This window comes from Chitinophagaceae bacterium (genome assembly GCA_016713085.1).
In the GTDB taxonomy this organism is placed as follows: Bacteria; Bacteroidota; Bacteroidia; order Chitinophagales; family Chitinophagaceae; genus Lacibacter.
Genome location: JADJPV010000001.1, coordinates 1,586,915 through 1,605,789, shown reverse-complemented (window position 1 = coordinate 1,605,789; position 18,875 = coordinate 1,586,915). Strand labels below are relative to the sequence as shown.

17 protein-coding genes and 1 pseudogene are annotated in these 18,875 nt (G+C 38.8%); 11 read left to right on the top strand and 7 right to left on the bottom strand.

Annotation, left to right across the window (positions count from 1 at the left end; translation table 11 throughout):
* Positions 1-34: 34 nt before the first annotated feature.
* The 4 genes and pseudogenes from IPK31_07820 to IPK31_07805 form a co-directional block, all read right to left on the bottom strand.
* A complete protein-coding gene (locus tag IPK31_07820; GenBank protein MBK8087848.1) occupies positions 35-523 on the bottom strand; it encodes a hydrogenase maturation protease in 489 nt (162 codons plus the stop codon).
* Positions 504-1,954: pseudogene (locus IPK31_07815) on the bottom strand (Ni/Fe hydrogenase subunit alpha). The gene IPK31_07820 and the pseudogene IPK31_07815 overlap by 20 nt, the downstream one beginning before the upstream one ends.
* Positions 1,955-1,965: 11 nt before the next feature.
* A complete protein-coding gene (locus IPK31_07810) occupies positions 1,966-3,102 on the bottom strand; it encodes a ferredoxin (protein MBK8087847.1) in 1,137 nt (378 codons plus the stop codon).
* Between the two features lie 139 nt (positions 3,103-3,241).
* Positions 3,242-4,879: an NAD(P)H-dependent oxidoreductase subunit E gene (locus IPK31_07805; protein ID MBK8087846.1), complete on the bottom strand. Its 1,638-nt coding sequence runs from the start codon at positions 4,877-4,879 to the stop codon at positions 3,242-3,244.
* A gap of 319 nt (positions 4,880-5,198) precedes the next feature.
* Between IPK31_07805 and IPK31_07800 the strand changes: the two genes are divergently transcribed.
* The 5 genes from IPK31_07800 to IPK31_07780 are packed head-to-tail and all read left to right on the top strand — an operon-like array spanning position 5,199 to position 10,122.
* Complete coding sequence (locus IPK31_07800; protein MBK8087845.1) at positions 5,199-5,717, top strand: NAD(P)H-dependent oxidoreductase subunit E; 519 nt, start codon at positions 5,199-5,201, stop codon at positions 5,715-5,717.
* Positions 5,714-7,393 carry an NADH-quinone oxidoreductase subunit NuoF gene (nuoF, locus tag IPK31_07795; protein MBK8087844.1) on the top strand — a complete coding sequence of 560 codons (1,680 nt, stop codon included), beginning with the start codon at positions 5,714-5,716 and terminating at the stop codon, positions 7,391-7,393. The genes IPK31_07800 and nuoF overlap by 4 nt, the downstream gene beginning before the upstream one ends.
* Before the next feature lie 3 nt (positions 7,394-7,396).
* The gene (gene hoxU / locus IPK31_07790; GenBank protein MBK8087843.1) at positions 7,397-8,104 is read left to right on the top strand and encodes a bidirectional hydrogenase complex protein HoxU; all 708 of its coding nucleotides are present in this window, start codon (positions 7,397-7,399) and stop codon (positions 8,102-8,104) included.
* A gap of 43 nt (positions 8,105-8,147) precedes the next feature.
* Entirely contained in the window at positions 8,148-8,690 is a 543-nt protein-coding gene (locus IPK31_07785; protein ID MBK8087842.1) for an NADP oxidoreductase, read from the top strand.
* Entirely contained in the window at positions 8,683-10,122 is a 1,440-nt protein-coding gene (locus tag IPK31_07780; GenBank protein MBK8087841.1) for a Ni/Fe hydrogenase subunit alpha, read from the top strand. The genes IPK31_07785 and IPK31_07780 overlap by 8 nt, the downstream gene beginning before the upstream one ends.
* Before the next feature lie 67 nt (positions 10,123-10,189).
* On the opposite strand, the gene IPK31_07775 is transcribed toward IPK31_07780, so the two are convergent.
* Positions 10,190-10,642 carry a hydrogenase maturation protease gene (locus IPK31_07775; GenBank protein ID MBK8087840.1) on the bottom strand — a complete coding sequence of 151 codons (453 nt, stop codon included), beginning with the start codon at positions 10,640-10,642 and terminating at the stop codon, positions 10,190-10,192.
* A gap of 12 nt (positions 10,643-10,654) precedes the next feature.
* Positions 10,655-11,578 carry a DMT family transporter gene (locus IPK31_07770; GenBank protein MBK8087839.1) on the bottom strand — a complete coding sequence of 308 codons (924 nt, stop codon included), beginning with the start codon at positions 11,576-11,578 and terminating at the stop codon, positions 10,655-10,657.
* Positions 11,579-12,042: 464 nt separating this feature from the next.
* Here IPK31_07770 and IPK31_07765 point away from each other — a divergent pair, with 464 nt between their 5' ends.
* Complete coding sequence (locus tag IPK31_07765; GenBank protein MBK8087838.1) at positions 12,043-13,593, top strand: hypothetical protein; 1,551 nt, start codon at positions 12,043-12,045, stop codon at positions 13,591-13,593.
* Between the two features lie 82 nt (positions 13,594-13,675).
* On the opposite strand, the gene IPK31_07760 is transcribed toward IPK31_07765, so the two are convergent.
* Complete coding sequence (locus tag IPK31_07760) at positions 13,676-14,824, bottom strand: aminotransferase class I/II-fold pyridoxal phosphate-dependent enzyme (GenBank protein ID MBK8087837.1); 1,149 nt, start codon at positions 14,822-14,824, stop codon at positions 13,676-13,678.
* A 192-nt stretch (positions 14,825-15,016) separates the two neighbouring features.
* Here IPK31_07760 and IPK31_07755 point away from each other — a divergent pair, with 192 nt between their 5' ends.
* From IPK31_07755 to IPK31_07735, 5 genes are all read left to right on the top strand, one after another.
* A complete protein-coding gene (locus IPK31_07755; protein ID MBK8087836.1) occupies positions 15,017-16,678 on the top strand; it encodes a putative DNA binding domain-containing protein in 1,662 nt (553 codons plus the stop codon).
* Between the two features lie 311 nt (positions 16,679-16,989).
* On the top strand, positions 16,990-17,184 hold the full coding sequence (locus tag IPK31_07750; GenBank protein MBK8087835.1) for a hypothetical protein: 195 nt from the start codon (positions 16,990-16,992) through the stop codon (positions 17,182-17,184).
* 148 nt (positions 17,185-17,332) lie between these two features.
* Positions 17,333-17,944, top strand: a complete 612-nt coding sequence (locus IPK31_07745) for a sigma-70 family RNA polymerase sigma factor (GenBank protein MBK8087834.1) — start codon at positions 17,333-17,335, stop codon at positions 17,942-17,944.
* Complete coding sequence (locus tag IPK31_07740; GenBank protein ID MBK8087833.1) at positions 17,941-18,393, top strand: hypothetical protein; 453 nt, start codon at positions 17,941-17,943, stop codon at positions 18,391-18,393. Before IPK31_07745 ends, IPK31_07740 begins: the two co-directional genes overlap by 4 nt.
* 56 nt (positions 18,394-18,449) lie before the next feature.
* Entirely contained in the window at positions 18,450-18,869 is a 420-nt protein-coding gene (locus IPK31_07735; protein MBK8087832.1) for a hypothetical protein, read from the top strand.
* Positions 18,870-18,875: the final 6 nt, after the last annotated feature.

Sequence of the window (18,875 nt, the reverse complement as noted above, 5' to 3'; positions counted from 1 at the left end):
AAAATGAACCATACTCATTAACAAAAGCTTGCCTTTACTGATAATCCATTATAAATGGCCGGATGGAAGGCAAAAATGTTTTTTTAAAATATGCAAGTGCCTTTTCCAGATTTTTTTCTGCTTCTTTACTAATGGATTTACCCAGCCCCCAGTTTTTGCCTTCTATTGCAAGAGTAAATGTTTCAGGCCTTTTATTATACAGCATTTCGGCCAGGTACAGAATTGTTTCGGGTGATTGCAAATGCGATGAAAAAAAATAATGCCCCGCTTTTTTACACATCGTGATTTCAAATCCATTTTGTATTGCTTCCTGAGAGGCGTCGGCGAATATTACTTTGTTATACTTACTTACAAGTTCTGCATCTTCTATCTGGAGCTGGTATCTGTATTCAACATCAAAATAACCCCGCATTGTCTGGCTGGCAATATCAACGAATTTCCAACCAAGGCCATCATCATTTCGGCCACTGTTGCCAATTCCTATAATTAATATACCTGATTTCTCAGTTTTTGAATCGTTCATCTATCAGCTCGCCTTTAAAATTATATACTTCAGCTTTTAATGGCATCCTGCCCAATGATTGTGTTGCGCAACTCAGGCAGGGGTCATACGCTCTTATGGCAACTTCAACCTGGTTCAGCATGCTGTCGGTAATGGTTCCTTTCCGGCTGATAACATTATTGGCCACCCATTTCACTGCGGTATTCATTGCATCATTATTATGTGTGGTGGAAACAATCAGGTTGCAACGTGTAATCATTCCTTTTTCATCCACTTCATAATGATGGGTAAGTGTGCCACGGGGTGCTTCAATAATACCAATCCCTTTCAAGCGTGGTGTGCCTTTGCGGATGAGATCGTTTCCCAGCAGTTCAGGATCATTCAGCAATTCTTTCATTTCTTCGGCACTATGCAGCATTTCAATTAATCTAGCCCAATGCGAATACATGGTACTGTTATTTACTTTTTTTCCTGTAAATGCAATGAAATCATTTCTTGCTGCATTGGCCAATGGAGTAGGAATGGAGCTGCAAATATTCATCCGGGCCAATGGGCCTACTCTGTTCCATCCTTTTTCACGGCCAACATTTTTCAGATAAGGAAACTTCATGTACGACCATTGTGCTACCGCTTCAGAAAAATAGTCCTGATACAAATCAGTAGAAATATCATTGAGCGTAATTTCTCCCTCGCTGTCAATAGCCCTTAACTTTCCATCATACAAATCCAGTGCACCCTGCTCATTCACCATACCAAGATGACCGGAAGGGAAAGAAGCAAATTCATCGAGCAATTTTTTGTTCTTTTCATGATATCCTTTTATAAAATTGATCATAGCCAGCGACCATTCGATCATGGTATCGATATTCTCGATTTCTTTCCCATCAAGAAAATAATCTCTTTCTTTTTCTGTGAATGTTTTGTAAACACCGCCCGGCACAGCAAGTATTCCGTGAATTCTTTTACCTGCAACAGCTTTGATAATTTCCTGACCAAACTTCCTCATGGTAATACCTTTTATTGCAAGCTCTCTGTTTTCAACAGCAACGGCCATTACATTTCTTTTCTCTACCGGAGCATCCATACCAAATAATAAATCGGGTGATGCCAGGTAAAAGAAATGCAATGCATGTGATTGGAAAATTTGTCCAAAATGCATCAACCGACGGAGTTTTGTTGCAGTGGGTGAAAGATCTTTCGGATCAATGCCAACAAGCTGATCAATTGCTTTTGCAGCGGCAAGGTGATGACTCACCGGGCAAATGCCACATAATCGTTGAACAAGCACTGGTGCTTCCCAATATGGATGACCCTGAACAAACCGTTCAAAACCCCTGAACTCCACAATATGAAAAAAGAGTCTTTCACCTGTCCGTATTCATCAAGATGAATCGTAACCCTTCCGTGCCCTTCCACTCTTGTAACAGGATCTATCGTTATTTTTCTGTTCATAAGTAAATGCGTTAATCGTATTTAAACTCTGAATACAAAATGGAATATTCATTTCCCCAAAGAATATTCTTTACCGCTTTCCAGATATGATTGGCATCAGGGGGGCATCCCGGTATATAATAATCAATCTTTACAATTTCATTACAGGCATACACCCTGTCAAGGATTTTTGGTAAGTCTTCATGATACGGAACAACATTTGCACCGGGTTCGCTTGTTGCCGAATTGAAATAGGCTTCTTCAAGACATTCGCTTAAGAGAATTGAATTTCTCATGGTAGGCAATCCGCCCCAGATGGAACATTCACCAAGTGCAACAAGAATGTCGCAATGCTCCCTGAACTTGCGGAGTGTTTCTATATTTTCTGAATTGCAAACACCTCCTTCAATCAACCCAATATGACAACGTGAAGAAAACTCTTTGAAATCTGTAAGTGGCGATTTGTCGAATGAAACCAATTCAGCCAGATCAAGTATTTCTTCATCCACATCCAGTAAAGACATATGGCAACCAAAACAACCGGCAAGAGATACGGTGGCTATAATTTTTTTACTCATTTCTTCAGAATGAGTTCTTTTTGATTTCTTTTTATGATAGTTTTCCTGAACAGATTCCATATCAAATTTTCGGTCACCAAAAGGTTCTGACATGCTGACACCTCTTACGATAATGGCGCCTGTTGGACAAATTTTCATGGCATTAACTACCTGTTCTTCAGTAAGCCTTTCTTCCTGTTCATAATCGACTCCAACAAATGTTTCATTGCCCCTGTTCTGGTAATTGAATACTTTTTTACCATCGCTTGTTTTTACATCTACAACACAACGCATGCATTTAATGCAGCGATTATGTTCCAGTACCATCCGGGATGGATTGAAATCAATGATGCGGTCTTTAAATAAATGCTGAAAACGGGTGGAAGAAACCCCCAATTCATATCCCATATGCTGCAAATCGCAATGACCGCTTTTTTCACAGGCAGGGCAAATATGGTTCCCCTCTGCAAACATCATTTCCACCAACGCCTTCCTGGTATCAATCAGCTCCTCTGAATTTACTTCTACCGAAAGACCTTCTGCTACCTTTTCTGTACAGGCAGGCGCAAACTTTCCATTAATCTTACATGTACACAACCTGCATGTACCCAATGGCGGCTCAATATGTTCAAAATAACAAAGAGAAGGAATAAAAATTCCATGTTCTTTTGCAGCGAGAATCAGGTTTTTCCTTCTTCTGCTTCAATATTTTTTCCATCAATTGTTATGGTAACCATCTTTGACATAACATTCATATTTTATATTTCTCGTATTCTTTTGTTGCGGCTTCTATGTCAAACTTGAGATTAAGTCCGTTAAACTCTTTATCCAGTTTAGAAGAAAAATAACTGTGAAATTTATCCATTGCATAAATCAAACTGTTGGTGGCAGTTTTACCCAATCCGCAACGGCTTGTGTTTTTCATAATCATTCCCCAGTTTTTTAATTCTTCAAGGTCTTTTTCATTCGCAAGTCCGTTATCCAGCCTTTCTAATTTTCGCTGAATAATAAAATTGCCGGCTCTGCATGGAGTGCAGATGCCGCATGATTCTGATTTGAAGAATTCGGTAAAGTTCAACAGCACTTTCACCAGGTCTCTTTGTTTATTAAAAATCATAAAGGCTCCTCCGCAGCGTATGTCTTTACGGGCCAACAGATCAAGCATAGAGATGCGGCGATATTTTTCTTTGATGGAAATACATTCTCCTGACGGGCCGCTAACCTGTATATAATAAGGATCTTCTGCTTCGCAAAGCTCAAGCAGTTCTGCAACCGTCATACCCAATTCTATTTCGTAAATGCCCGGTATTTTGCAATCACCGGAAACGCTGAGCAGTTTTACTCCGGGCGAACCCGGGATTCCAAGGCTCAAATATTCTTCTGTGCCCATTTCAATAATCCTTGCTGCCGCACAAAACGTTTCTACATTATTAATAACAGTAGGTTGTTGCAAATACCCTTTTTCTACAGGAAAAAACCACTTGGTTCTCGGCTCTCCTCTTTTACCTTCCAATGATTCAAGTAAAGCGGTTTCTTCTCCACATACATAGGAGCCTGCTCCCATTTGCACACGTATATCAAAGTTGAAGCCTTTTATCCCACCGCATTCTCTTCCCAATAAACCGGAATTTCTGTATTCCTGAATCGCATCTTCAAGTTTGCTTTTCAGCCATCTATATTCTCCCCGCAGGTAAATGATACCATATTCAGATCCGATGGTATATCCGCAAATAAGCATTCCTTCAATCAGCGATTTTGCCTGTGTCTGCATCAATACCCTGTCTTTAAATGTACCCGGCTCTCCTTCATCAGCATTACATATTACATACTTAGGTAACGACGGTTGGCTCTTTGCAGCATCCCATTTTTTTCCATCAATAAATTCTTTAAAGAAAAATGACTTAGACCCTTGAGGTGAGTAGCGGATATTAACGGCAGGTGTATCACAAATAGCTGCCGGGTCTGCTCCTTTTTTCAGCGAGGCAATAATGTCCTTTATTTTAATAGCGTTCAGATTGGTAAAAGGATAGAAGTTGATCAATGCTGATGGTTCCTGATCACTGAGGCCAATGCATGGAGTTAAAAATAATCCAAATGTACCTGTGCGGTCAACCGATCCAAAAACGGCACCCGTTTCCCTTTCGAGTGTTTCTTTAATTCGGCTGAATCCTTTTATATCAGCCACAATACTGTTGTTAAGATAAATAGTGTATTTGCCGGTTGGTTTGCGGTGAAAAAAATGATAAAAAGATACCACGCCTTCTACTTCTGTTTCGGAAAGATTAAACTGATGTGCAAGTCTTTTTACATCTTCATCATTAATATAACCACCTTTTAATTGTATTTCCCAAAGATGATTCATCATTTGGGTTTGCAGCAGCTCTTTCATTGAAAGGTATTGAAAGGTTGAAGAGGATAACAAAGTACAGACTGTGAACGAGAAAACAGCACAGTTGCGTCATGCTGTAATATGATTCATATCAATTTAAAATTGGGTTAATCGAAACTACCATTGTTAACAAACAGTAATACTGATGATATTCATCATATCTCTTTTTTAAAGTACATCCTATTTTAGGCACCTGAAAATATAAATGACATTTTGTGTCAAAGCGATTGAGCCCTTCTCCTATAATAGTTTATTACAGAGTATCCTGTATTGATGTTTTTCGAAAAAATTCATTGTTTGATTTAAATCATAAAGTGATATGACTGCTCATACACATCACCACCGTGCTCATGAAAATGAGCTTTCTGCAACAGACCCCCGTGTAAAGCTGATAGCAGCTAAAATGAAAAAAGAAAATTACAGGCCCGATGCTTTAATTGAAATTCTTCATACTGCACAGAACAGCTACGGACACTTACCGATGAACGTGTTGAAATATATCAGCAAAAAGCTGCATCTGCCGCCTTCAAGGGTTTTTTCAACCGTATCCTTTTATCATTTCTTTTCACTGAAATCAAAAGGTGAACATACCTGTCTGGTTTGTACCGGTACAGCCTGTTATGTAAAAGGTGCGCAGCAAATTCTGAATGAAGTAGAAAGGGCATTCAATTTAAAACCCGGTGAAGTGAGTGCTGATAATAAGCTCGGCGTACAGGTTGCCCGTTGTATCGGCGCCTGCGGACTGGCTCCTGCCGTAATCATTAATGATGAGGTGCAGGCAAAAGCTGATGCAGATGCCATTATAGCCAAACTTAAATCTAAAATGGAAACGGTATGAACAGGCATGATTTAAAAACGATTATCTACGCTGAAAAAGCGAAAGATCAGAGTAATAAACACAGGCATAAATTATGCGTTTGCTGTGGTGCAGGCTGTATTTCTTCCGGTTCTGAAGATGTATTGAAAAAATTACAGGAAGAAGTAAAGAACCGTGGGCTTGAAAGTGAAATAGATATTATTCCCACGGGTTGTATGGGTCCGTGTAACCAGGGGCCATTAATTAAATGCCTGCCTGAATATGCTGTTTATCAAAAGGTAGACTGTTCTAATATTTCCCGCATTGTACAAAGCCAGCTGATTGATAAAAAACCAATTGAAGACCTGTTGCTTTTTGCAGACTCAAGACCTAAACCATTTATTGACGCACAGGAAGATCCCTATTTTAAAAAGCAACAGAAAATTGCTTTGAAAAATTGTGGTCATCTCAATCCAGAAAAAATTGAAGATTACTTAGTACATGATGGATATAAAGCTTTTGATAAAGTGCTGTTTGAAATGAGTCCCGAAGATGTGATTGCAGAGATCAAACAAAGCCGTATCAGAGGTCGTGGGGGTGCCGGTTATCCAACAGGGTTTAAATGGGAAACAGTATATAAATATGTAAGTAAACAAAAATATGTAATCTGTAATGGCGATGAAGGTGATCCCGGTGCATTCATGGACCGTAGTGTTTTGGAAGGTAATCCGCACAGGGTACTGGAAGGAATGGCAATTGCAGGTTATGCTGTTGGTGCAAGTAAAGGATACGCTTACATCCGTGGTGAATATCCATTGGCCATTAAACGGTTTGAGCTGGCCATTAAACAGGCAAAGAAATTAGGCTTACTCGGAAATAATATTCTCGGCAGTGAGTTTTCTTTTGATGTGGAAGTACGTATTGGTGCGGGTGCCTTTGTTTGTGGCGAAGAAACTGCATTGATCGCTTCTATTGAAGGCAAAAGAGGAACACCAAAACCAAGACCTCCTTATCCTGCTGAAAGCGGGCTCTGGGGAAAACCAACGCTTATTAATAATGTAGAAACGCTGGCTGCTATCTCTCCCATCATTAATAATGGCGGTGAATGGTACAGTGAAATAGGAACAGCAAAAAGTGCAGGAACAAAAGTGTTTGCACTGGCAGGTAAAATCAACAATGCCGGCTTAATTGAAGTGCCCATGGGTACAACACTCCGTGAAATTATTTATGATATCGGTGGCGGTATACAAGGAGGTGGTCAATTTAAAGCTGCACAAACAGGTGGCCCATCCGGAGGTTGTATTCCTGCTGCACATCTCGATGTAAAAATGGATTACGAATCATTAATCAGCTTGGGTTCTATTATGGGATCGGGTGGATTGATTGTAATGGATGAAAGTTCAGACATGGTGGATGTCGCCCGTTTCTTTATGGAGTTCTGCATGGATGAAAGCTGCGGTAAATGTGTTCCCTGCAGAGTGGGCACCAAGATGATGCACGATCTGCTGAAAAAAATCTGTGACAATAAAGCAACCGCACTTGATCTTGAACGATTGGAAGAATTGGCGGTGTATGTAAAAGAATCAAGTCTTTGCGGACTTGGCGGATCTGCTCCCAATCCATTACTGAGCACTCTTCGTCATTTCAGAGAAGAGTATGAAAACAGGATCAGCAATCCTGAAGAAAAAATGAAAACAGATTTACAACCAACAACCTGATGTATGAACAAGATTTCCATAGAGATCGATGATAAAAAACTGGAGGTTGAAGAAGGCAAAACTATTCTTGATGTTTGCCGTGCACATGATATAGAAATTCTCACCATGTGTCATTTAAAAGGAGTGCTGGATATCGGTGCCTGCCGTCTTTGCCTTGTTGAAATTGAAGGTGTAAGCAGATTACTGTCTGCCTGTACAACCAAGATTGCAGCCAACATGATCATCCGCACCAATACAGAACGGATCAAAAAATACCAACGCATTACAACAGAATTATTTTTTGCAGAACGCAATCATGTATGTTCTGTTTGTGTTGCCAATGGTAAATGCGAGCTGCAGAAGCTTGGTTACAAAGTTGGTATGGACCGTATCCGTTATCCATTCCTCTTTCCTCAATGTGAAGTGGATACATCGCATGCATGGTATGTAATTGATCATAACCGTTGCATCATGTGTACCCGTTGCGTAAGAGTTTGTAATGAAGTGGAAGGAGCACACAACTGGGATGTGATGAACCGTGGCTATAATGTACGGGTCATTTCTGATTTCAATACGCCATGGGGCGAATCTGAAACATGTACATCCTGCGGTAAATGTCTGCATGCCTGTCCTACCGGTGCTATCTGGCCGAAAGCAATTGTGCAGGGACAGCTTGAAAAAAATCCGGGAATGATTAACGAACTGATGGAGAAAAGAGCAATGAAACTCTGATCATTTCTTTTATTAATGTTGATACTAAAAATGAATTGATAAAATGGCTAAGAAAAAATTAGCAACGGTTTGGCTGGGTGGCTGTTCCGGCTGCCATATGTCTTTGCTGGATATTGATGAACGCATCCTCGATGTTGCAAAGCTGGCCGATATCGTTAAGTCGCCTGTTGTAGATGGAAAAGAATTTCCCGATGTGGATATTGCTTTGATTGAAGGATCTGTAACAAGTGATGAACACCAGCACGAGTTAATGCACATGCGTGCACATTCAAAAATTCTGATTGCCCTGGGTGACTGTGCTGTAACAACCAATGTTACCGGCATGCGGAATTATTTCAACCTGAAAGATGTATTTGATACCGCTTATGTCAATGCCATCAGCAACGACCAGGAAGGCGAAGTTCCCAATCATCCTGCACTGCTTAAGCTGAATGATAAAGTCGTTCCCCTGCAGGAATTAGTACACATTGATTTTGTTATTCCGGGATGCCCTCCCGATGCTGATACCATCTTTTATGTACTGTTTGAATTTTTAAACGACCGTGTTCCCGATTTAAGCAAAGTAAAAAAATTGCGTTATGGTTAATCAAGATAAAAGAACAATCCTTATCTCTCCTGTTACAAGAATTGAAGGACATGCAAAAATCACCATTGAACTAAACAATAGCGGTGAAGTGGAGAATGCATTATTTCATGTAAATGAATTCAGGGGTTTTGAAAAATTCTGTGAAGGAAGAATGTATACTGAAATGCCAACGATTACTCCACGCATTTGCGGCATCTGTCCAACCAGTCATACACTGGCCAGTGTAAAAGCCTGCGAAATGATCCAGGGTATTCAGCCAACTTACACAGCAAACCTCTTAAGAAGATTAATGCATATCGGTCAGAATCTTTCTTCACATGCATTATCGTTTTTTCATCTTTCCTCCCCCGATTTTTTGCTGGGCTACGATAGTGATCCTGCAAAAAGAAATATACTCGGTATTGCTGAAAAATTTCCCGACATCGCAGTACGTGGAATCCGGTTACGCAAATTCGGGCAGGAATTAAGTGAACGTATCACGGGTAAAAAAATTCATATCATGGGCATTGTTCCCGGTGGTATGGCTTATCCGTTAACAGAAGAAAACAGGAAAGCATTGCTTGACTGGATACCTGAAGCAATTGAAACAGTACAAAAGGGAATTGAAATCATCAAGCATTTTCATGATGAAAATGCAGAGATGGTGGAAACATTTGCAACTTCCCCTACTTTATATCTCGGTACAGTTGGTCCAAATGGTGAACATGAATTATACGATGGTAAACTTCGTTTCATGGATGCAGACGGTACAATTTTACACGATCAGTTATCGCCTGCAAAATATCTCGACTATATAGCAGAACGTTCTGTTAATTTTTCCTATCTGAAGTTTCCTTATTATAAGCCCTTCGGTTTCGACAAAGGATTTTACAGAGTTGGGCCATTGGCAAGATTGAATGTTGCCAGTAAAATGCGCACCCCTTTAGCACAAAGAGAATTTGAACTCTTCAAAGCAATGAATGGCGGAAAACCTGTACATGGAACTTTTTACTTTCACTATACACGTTTAATTGAAGCGTTGAGTGATGTAGAAGATGCACAACGGATTTTAAATGATCCACAGGTTACATCATTACATATACAGCATAACGGCCGCTGGAATTATGAAGAAGGTATCGGCAGTTCAGAAGCACCAAGAGGTACACTGTTTCATCATTACAAAACAGATAACACCGGTAAACTGGTAAATGTAAACCTGCTGATTGCTACCGGGCAGAATAATCCTTCCATGAACCGTTCTATTACAGAAGTGGCCAAACAATATGTAAAAGGAAATGATTTGAAGGAAGGAATGCTGAACAGGGTTGAATCAACCATTCGCTGTTACGATCCCTGCTTATCCTGTTCAACACATGCCATGGGGCAAATGCCGATGATCATTGAAGTAAAAGATGCAGCAGGAGATTTAATCAAACGCATTGAAAGAAATTAAAACAGGTATGCCATACTTATCAGGCATGTTGATAAATTTCAGGCATCTGAAATAAGTATGGCATACCTTACTCTCTCAAGGTACTTACCCAATCAGTTATATACAGAACAGCTTTCTCAGCATTGGCTTTGGCCTTTGCTGAAAGCTGTTCTCCTGTTTCAAAACATTCGGTTTCTATTCCGCACGAATACAAATTGATTGCTCTTCCGTGCAATTGCTTTGCCAATGAGTTAAGCGTTGCCAAATTGATATGATGTGAAGAATGAAGAACGGCTTTGGTTGTATCAGGAACTTTTTCAAAAAGGATTCCTTCTGCAATAATAGAGGCATCAATCACCACTACATAATCATATTGCAGAAACTGATCAATGAACTCTGTTTGCAATTGCTGGCTGATAATCACAGTTACATTCTGCAGCTTCTTCTTTTCAATTTCAGCACACACAAATGCAGCAACTCCGTCATCTGAACGGAGAGTGTTACCTATGCCTGCAATTAAAAAGGTAGGAGTGCTGTTCATGAAAAAACAATATTACTGCAAGTTATCTTTTACAGAAATGTTTTCTTTTTCCTTTTTAATGAATGAAATCATCAATCCACTTCCAATGATGCAGCCAATACCAAGTAATGAAATGTTATCAGGAAAAGCATCGCCCAGCATCATACCAATAAAAATGCTGAAAATAATATTGGCATAGCCGATAGCAGAAACAATTCCTGCCCTGTCTGCACCATAAGCCTTTGTAACAAAGAATTGTCCAAACAACGCAGCCGATCCTAACAACAAAATCAACCACCATTCATTTCCCTGCGGCCATTTCCAGGCAATAAAAAGCAAATCATCTTCCGGCAGTTGAAATAATAAACGGATCAATACAAATAATAAAGGAACAAGAACACCGGTTAATACAAATGATAACACAATGATTCTTGTATCATAAAACTTTGTAAGTCTGCCAATGGTTAAATAAGCAATGGCAGAAGAAACACCACTGATCAGTCCGGCAATATGATAATACCAGGGCAGATGAATATTGGGTTTATAAATCAACAGCATACCGGTGAACCCGATAAACACCGCCAGCAAAACCCATCTGCCTTCATATTCACGAAACAGCAAAAAAGAAAATAAGGCAATAAATAAAGCTGAAGTAAGACTGTAACTCATGGCTGTACCCAGCGGAAGGTGCAGAATACAATAAAGAAGGGTATAAAGTGCCGTCGTTCCCATCAACCCCCTAAAAATGAGACGGGGAAGATTGCCGCCATTATTCACCGGTTTCCGGTTAGCAAAACTTATGGCCAATACCAGGATGCCAACTGTGTTACGCCAAAAAACCAACTGCCCGGCATTGAAACTTCCTTTTAGAGCTTTGGCTGCGCCACCCATAATTGAAAAGCCCAACGCTGCCAGCAGCATGAAGAAAATACCACGATATGCAGGAGAAATCTTCATTTACTTATAATAACATCTGTAAGTTTTATTGCCTAACTCCTTCGTTCTGTGTTGAAATTGCAATGGTTCCCCGAATGTAATACAGCCTACTTTAACAGCATGTGGAAAAAGACTGATCTTAAGAGTTTGTTAAATGGAATTTTATGTTACCTTAGCGAAGTTTCTGCAAAAAAAAAGGTCATCTGTAGAAACAGTTGACCGTTAACGATTGCTTGCCATATAAAAAAATAGTTCGAAGTAGTTTTTCTTAACAGCTCAAAGCTGTTGTCATCGAGGCCGTTACTATTGCTTTTCCAACTTTTAACGATTGCTTGCTGTATAATTTTTCAAGCCTTAATGATGATGTAAAATTAGCCCAACGGTGTTTACACATCAAATCAAAATACGCCTCTTCATATGATGCCTAAGGCATCCTGAAAGAGGGAAACGTAGATTGGCAAAGGCTTTCACGAAAAAAAATTATTATGGCCAACAGTTTTTCCGATACATTATTTCATTTAGTTCACTCCCTTGAAAAAGCCGAAAAGCGGCATTTCAAGCTCTACATAAAGCGAAGCTCCTCCAAAGAAGACCTCAAAATTATCCAGCTTTTTGACGCATTGGACAAAATGCAGGAGTATGATGAGCAGGTTTTGCTGAAGAAATTAACCGATAACAGCAAAACCAAGCTGGCAAATCTCAAAACCCATCTGTACAGGGAACTTCTGGCCAGTTTACGTTTATTGAAAACCGGTGAAAATGTGGATCTGCAGCTGAGTGAGCATTTAGACAATGCCCGTCTCCTTTATAATAAAGGATTAAAGCAGCAAAGTCTGCGCATTATTGAAAAAGCAAAAGAGGTGGCAAGGGCCAATCAAAAGTTTAATACACTGGTACAGCTCATTTCTCTTGAAAAGAAAATAGAAATTCTGCATATTACCCGGAGCACGACAGAGAAAACAGAAAAGATGGCTGAAGAGGCGTTGGATATCAGCAGCCATATTGATCGTGTTACACGTCTGTCCAATCTTGCCTTATTGCTTTACCGCTGGTATGTACTCAACGGACATGCAAGAAATGTGGATGATGAAAAAGATATCAGAACATTTTTTAAAAGTTACCTGCCTAAGGATCTTGAACTGGTGAGTGGTTTTTATGAAAAGATGTATCTCTATCAAAGCTATTGCTGGTATGCATTTATACGCCAGGATTTTTTAATGTATTACCGTTACAGCCAGAAATGGGTTGATCTGTACAATGAAAACCCTTTTCTAAAAACCGTTGAAACCGGGCATTACATTAAAGGCATGCATACCTTGCTGAACGCACATTTTGATCTGCGCAATTTTCAAAAGTTTGATGAAACATTAAAACAGTTTGAAGATTACGGCAAAACACAGGAAGCACAGGTACACGATAATTTCCGCACACATACTTCTATTTATATCAACAGTGCAAAGCTCAACGGTTACCTGATGAAAGGAACCTTTAAAGAAGGATTGAAAGTGGTTGGAGAAATTGAAGAGAAGCTGCATGAATATGAACTGTATGTTGATCAGCACCGCATTCTTGTATTCAACTATAAAATTGCATCGCTTTATTTTGGCAGCGGCAATTATGAAAAAGCTCTTGATTATCTGCAGCTCATCATCAACGGGCCAATGAACCTGCGTATTGATCTGCAGAGTTATGCAAGGCTGATGCATATGCTTTGTCATTATGAACTGGGGAATTATGAAATCCTTGATTCGCTGGCAAAGTCTGTTCACCGTTTTATGGCCAAGATGAAAAACCTAACTGTGGTTGAAGAAGCGATGTTTAAATTTCTGAAGAACAGTTATAAATCTCCTGATCAGATTAAGGAGGCCTTGAAGAAATTTCTTGATCAGATCAAACACCTGGAAAAAAACAGATTTGAAACAAGATCGTTTGCTTATCTCGATATCATCTCATGGTTAGAAAGTAAAGTGCAAAACAAAACCATGAGTGAAATCATACATGGTAAATACCTGAAGAGTAAGAAGAGGAAGTATTGAGTTTTTGTCCTCCCGACGAAGGAGGGATCTGCCGGACATTCGTACAAAAGCTGAACAGATCCTTCGTACCTCAGGATGACAACTAAATCTTCATCAGTTTTTCTACAGCCTGCTGCAATGTTCTGTCCTGTTTGCTGAAACAAAAGCGAACTACTTTATCATCTTTTCCATTATGACAAAACGCTGAAAGGGGAATGGTGGCAACACCTGCTTCCTTCGTTAAGCGTATGGCTAAATCTTTATCTGCTTCATCGCTGATGCGGCCATAACTGGCGCAGATAAAATAACTTCCATGTGTTGTAAGCAGATCAAACTTTGTCTGCTTCATCAATGCTATAAAATAATCTCTCTTCTGCTGCATGAAACGTGGCAGTGATAAATAAGCTTCTTTGTTTTTTAAATAAATAGCCAAAGCAGCCTGCGCAGGTGTAAAACAACTAAATGCATTAAACTGATGCACTTTCCTGTATTCTTTCATCAGTACAGCCGGAGTAATACAATAACCTAGTTTCCATCCTGTGCAATTATAGGTTTTGCCGAATGAAAAACAAACAAAACTCCGTTCAAATAATTCAGGGTATTTCAACATGCTTTCGTGCGGCAGTTCATCATAAATCAAATGTTCATACACTTCATCGCTGACGATGAAAATATTTGTACCTGCAACAACCTGTTTCAGTTCTTCAATATCATTCTTATCAAGTACACTTCCTGTTGGATTGTGCGGCGAGTTGATCAGGATTGCTTTTGTTTTTGGAGTAATGGATGAGCGGACTAAGTCCCAATCGATTTTATAATCAGGATAAGTTAATGGTAATGGAATGGCAATACCTCCATTGATTTCAATGTTGGGAATATAGCTGTCGTAAGCCGGTTCAAAAATGATCACTTCATCACCGGGGCGTACAATGGTTGTTAATGCTGAATAAATAGCATAGGTACCGCCCGGAGTAATAGTGATTTCTGTATCGGGGTTGATGGATGTATGATACAGATGCTGTACTTTCTCTGCAATTGATTCACGCAAACTAACCAGGCCGGGCATGGGTGCATATTGATTATGTCCCTGCTTCATGGCTTCATACACTTTGGCTGTGAGTTCTTCACTCATGGGATAATCAGGAAACCCCTGTCCGAGATTGACTGCTTTATGTTCTGTTGCCAATGCACTCATCACGGTGAAGATGGTGGTGCCGACGTTGGGAAGTTTGGAATTGATCTGTGGACTCATGTGTTGTAATGTGAGGATATAAAATTAGGGGATTGGAGAAACTTGTTGTTTTAATATATTCACATGTATAGATTTTGGAAAAGGATTTAGCATTGAAAAAACGGTACGAACCTATCGGTTAAGTATTTTAAATGGAATACGCCAGTAAAAGTTGAAATACTTTCGGATGTTTGTAAAAGATATAATACTAATATGACCGAACAAGAACTGCATATTTTTTTAAAAAATAATTACCCACAGGAAAATGAAAAGTGTGAGTGGAAGGAATTTAAGTCATTAAAACATCAAATATCTGGCAGAGAAAGCGATGATGTCATTTCTTATATTTCTGCAATTGCAAACATGAAGGGTGGGCATTTAATTATTGGGGTAGAAGATAATACCCTTAATATAGTTGGCATTCAAGACTTTCATTCCTATAACTCAAAAAACGTAAAAATTAAAATTATTTCTGATTGCCCAAATCTAAGTTCAGAAGGGTTTGATGTTCAGGAATACAAAACTACTGACACACATAAAATTGTTTGGGTTTTTCAAATTCCAAAGCATTTGTATCGATTACCTGTATATGCTCACAAGAAATTATGGCAACGCATTAATGACAGTCTTGTTGAAATGACACAATCCAGATTGGAAGCTATTTTAGGGGAAGTTAGAATATCAGAGGATTGGACTGCAGTAGTTATCCCAGAAGCAAATATTGATGACTTAGAAGAAAAGGCTATTGAAAAAGCACGTTTCGAGTTCAAAAAAAGGAACCCAAAATATAAAGATGAGGTTGATAACTGGGATAATGTAAAATTTTTAGATAAAGCAAAGCTAACTATTAAGGAAAAAATTACACGAACGACGCTTATTCTTCTTGGTAAGGAGGAGTCTGAACATTACCTTGGATCTTTTGTAAAAATTCGCTGGAATCTTAAAACAGTCGAGAATCAAGACAAAGATTTTGAAATTTTTTCCATCCCGCTTATTCTTACTGTTGATGAGGTGTTTAAAAAAGTCAGGAATCTTAAATATAGATATTTAAGAAGTGGTACTTTGTTTCCTGACGAGGTGTTGCGTTATGATCCTTTTAGTATTAGGGAACCTCTCAATAATGCTATTGCTCATCAGGATTATACAAAAAGCGCAAGAATAAACTTAGTTGAGTTCGAAGACGATCATTTAGTCTTTTCCAATTACGGTTCTTTTCTTCCAAAATCTATTGAAGAGGTTGTTTTAAAAGATACCCCTGAAGAAGTTTATCGAAATCCTTTCTTAGTAGAGGCTATGAAAAACCTTGATATGATTGAAACGCAAGGTGGGGGTATTCGGAAAATTTTCAATTTTCAACGACTTCGGTTTTTTCCAATGCCTGATTATGATTTCACAGACGGAAAAGTAAAGGTTACTATCACAGGAAAAATACTTAATGAAGATTTTGCACGTATTTTAGTTAAAAACCCTGATCTTAAATTAGAAGATATAATAGTACTGGATAAGGTTCAAAAAAGAAAACATATTTCAGAAGATGAATATAAATATCTTAAAAAACTTGGTTTTATTGAAGGAAGAAGACCAAACATTTATCTTTCGTTCAAAGTAATTGAACCTACAAACAATGAAGGTTTAAAAGCTGAATATATTGCGAATCGGAGTTTTGATGATGCGCACTTTAAAGAGATGATTTTGGAATATCTTAAACGGTTTGGAAAAACGAAAAGAAATGCTATAGATAATTTAATTATTCCAAAGCTCTCGGCTACTCTTACTGATGACCAAAGAAAAAATAAAGTCACAAATTTTTTAAGCTCATTAAGAATTGATAAGAAAATAAAAAGCACCAGCTATGGGGCCTGGGAGTTGTTTTAAATGAGTTTTAAACAAGTTTAAACAAGTTTAAACAAGTTTTTTCCGAAACCGACTGATAATCAGCCATATAGGCTGTATACATATGTGTCTAACAAATTGTCCCTACCTACTCCTGAAAAAGATTTAGCTCTGATAGTCTTTTTCTTTTATGTTCTATGTATAGAATAGACCACAGCCTTTTCAACCCATAACTAACGATATTAGTTATCAAACAATTACACCAACTCTTACACAATTCCCTTCCCTTTTTACAACATTCACACATTCGGATATACTGCTGTTGAATCAGCTTACCTTGTAAAAAAACAGGTATGGAAAAACGAATACTGGGAATTATTTTATCTATCCTTGGAATAGCCGGGGTCATCTATTCTGCCATCAGTTTTTTAAATGGTGGATCAAGTACAAGAAATATTAAACTTATTATTGTTTCGGATGTGCTTGGTTCCATGTTCTTTTTTGCAGGCATCGGCCTGGTGAGAAACACCAACGATAAAGCAACTTAACATCCCTCAGAGCTTCTATTCTTTTTCTTCCATTACGTTCAGGTCAACAGCTCTCTTCTCCATGAGTTGCCTTTCTTCTTTTCTTTCTCAAAAAAGGGCTTCTACCTTTACTGCAACAATTTTTTCACTCACCCGTCTAACTTGACAAGTGACGAACAGCAACAGGAATATTCCGGCAGATAAGGAACTGGTTCAGCAGGTGCTGGATGGCAATCTGCATGCATATACCCAGCTTATCCGGCATACGGAAAGACTGGTGGCACAGATCGTTTTTAAAATGATCAGCAATTCTGAAGACAGGAAAGACATTGCCCAGGATATTTATCTGAAGGTTCACCGGAAACTTCCTTCCTTCAGCTTTCAGTCAAAACTTAGTACATGGGTTGCACAGGTGAGTTACAATACCTGTCTCGATTACCTGCGGAAGAAAAAACTGCTCCTGCCGGGTGATGGGCCGGAAGGAAATGAAGCCGAAGATGATGGCTGGTTCGCCGGTAAATTTCTTTCAACTTCTCCGGCAATTACAGTTGATACAATGATTCACAAAAAGGAATTAGCGGTTATCTTAAAAACAGCCATCAGTAAATTACCTCCTGTATATAATACCCTCATCAGTTTATATCACCAGGAAGAAATGAGTTATGAAGAGATTGGGCAGATAACGGGCCTGCCCGATGGAACAGTAAAAAACTATCTGTTCCGTGCAAGAAAAATGCTGAAGAACGAATTATTAGTTACTTATAAAAAAGATGATTTATGAATACAAAACATCTTACCGATGATGAACTACAGCAATATGCATTGAACAGTGCAGACTGTGATGCAGCCATTGCTGAACATGTGCATTTCTGCGAAGATTGTAAAGCAGCCGTTGAAACCTATCGCTTATTATTTACAGGCATTGGCGAACAGGACGTTCCTGCTTTTGATTTTGATCTTTCTGAACTAGTGGTAAAACAACTGCAGCCATCGCCTAAACCAAAATTGCTTCCGGAAGATTTTTTCATCTACCTGTTTTCTTTTGTGATAATTACTATAACAGGCGCAATGCTTTATTTCTTCAGGGCATACCTGATTGAACTGTTCAGCAGTGCAGGCAATTTCGCTGTTTATTTAACGGTAGTCTCAGTAGTGGTTCTGCTTATTTTTCTTTGTATTGATCAGTATAAAACGTATCAGCAGAAAATGAAAGCCATTGATTTCTATTAAAAAACTGCAACATAAATACAAGTCATTCGTCTCATCATCTATAAACAAAATATAAAATGAAAAAAATAGTTTCAACAGCAGCATTGATTTTTACGGCCTTCCTTGCAAATGCCCAGCACAGAGAAAGTGAATTCGACAGGAGTATATTCAACACCATTTCTGTTATTTTTGTCGTCATCCTTTTTATGGTTTTTATTGTAAACATTCTGAAAATGTTTCTTGAAAACCGCATGAAACATAAAATCATCGACAAAGGTGTTTCTGAAAGCGCCGCTTCTTCTCTGTTGCAGACAACGCCTAAAAACGATCAGCTTACAACTATCAAATGGGTCTGCATTTTAGCGGGTATCGGCGGCGGACTAATGATTGTAAATTATACACAACCATTGGGGATTCATTCACTGGCAACCATGGCATTCAGTATTTCGGTGAGCTTTTTAGCTTATTACTTTTTTGCAAAGTTCACCAGTAAGTAATTGATG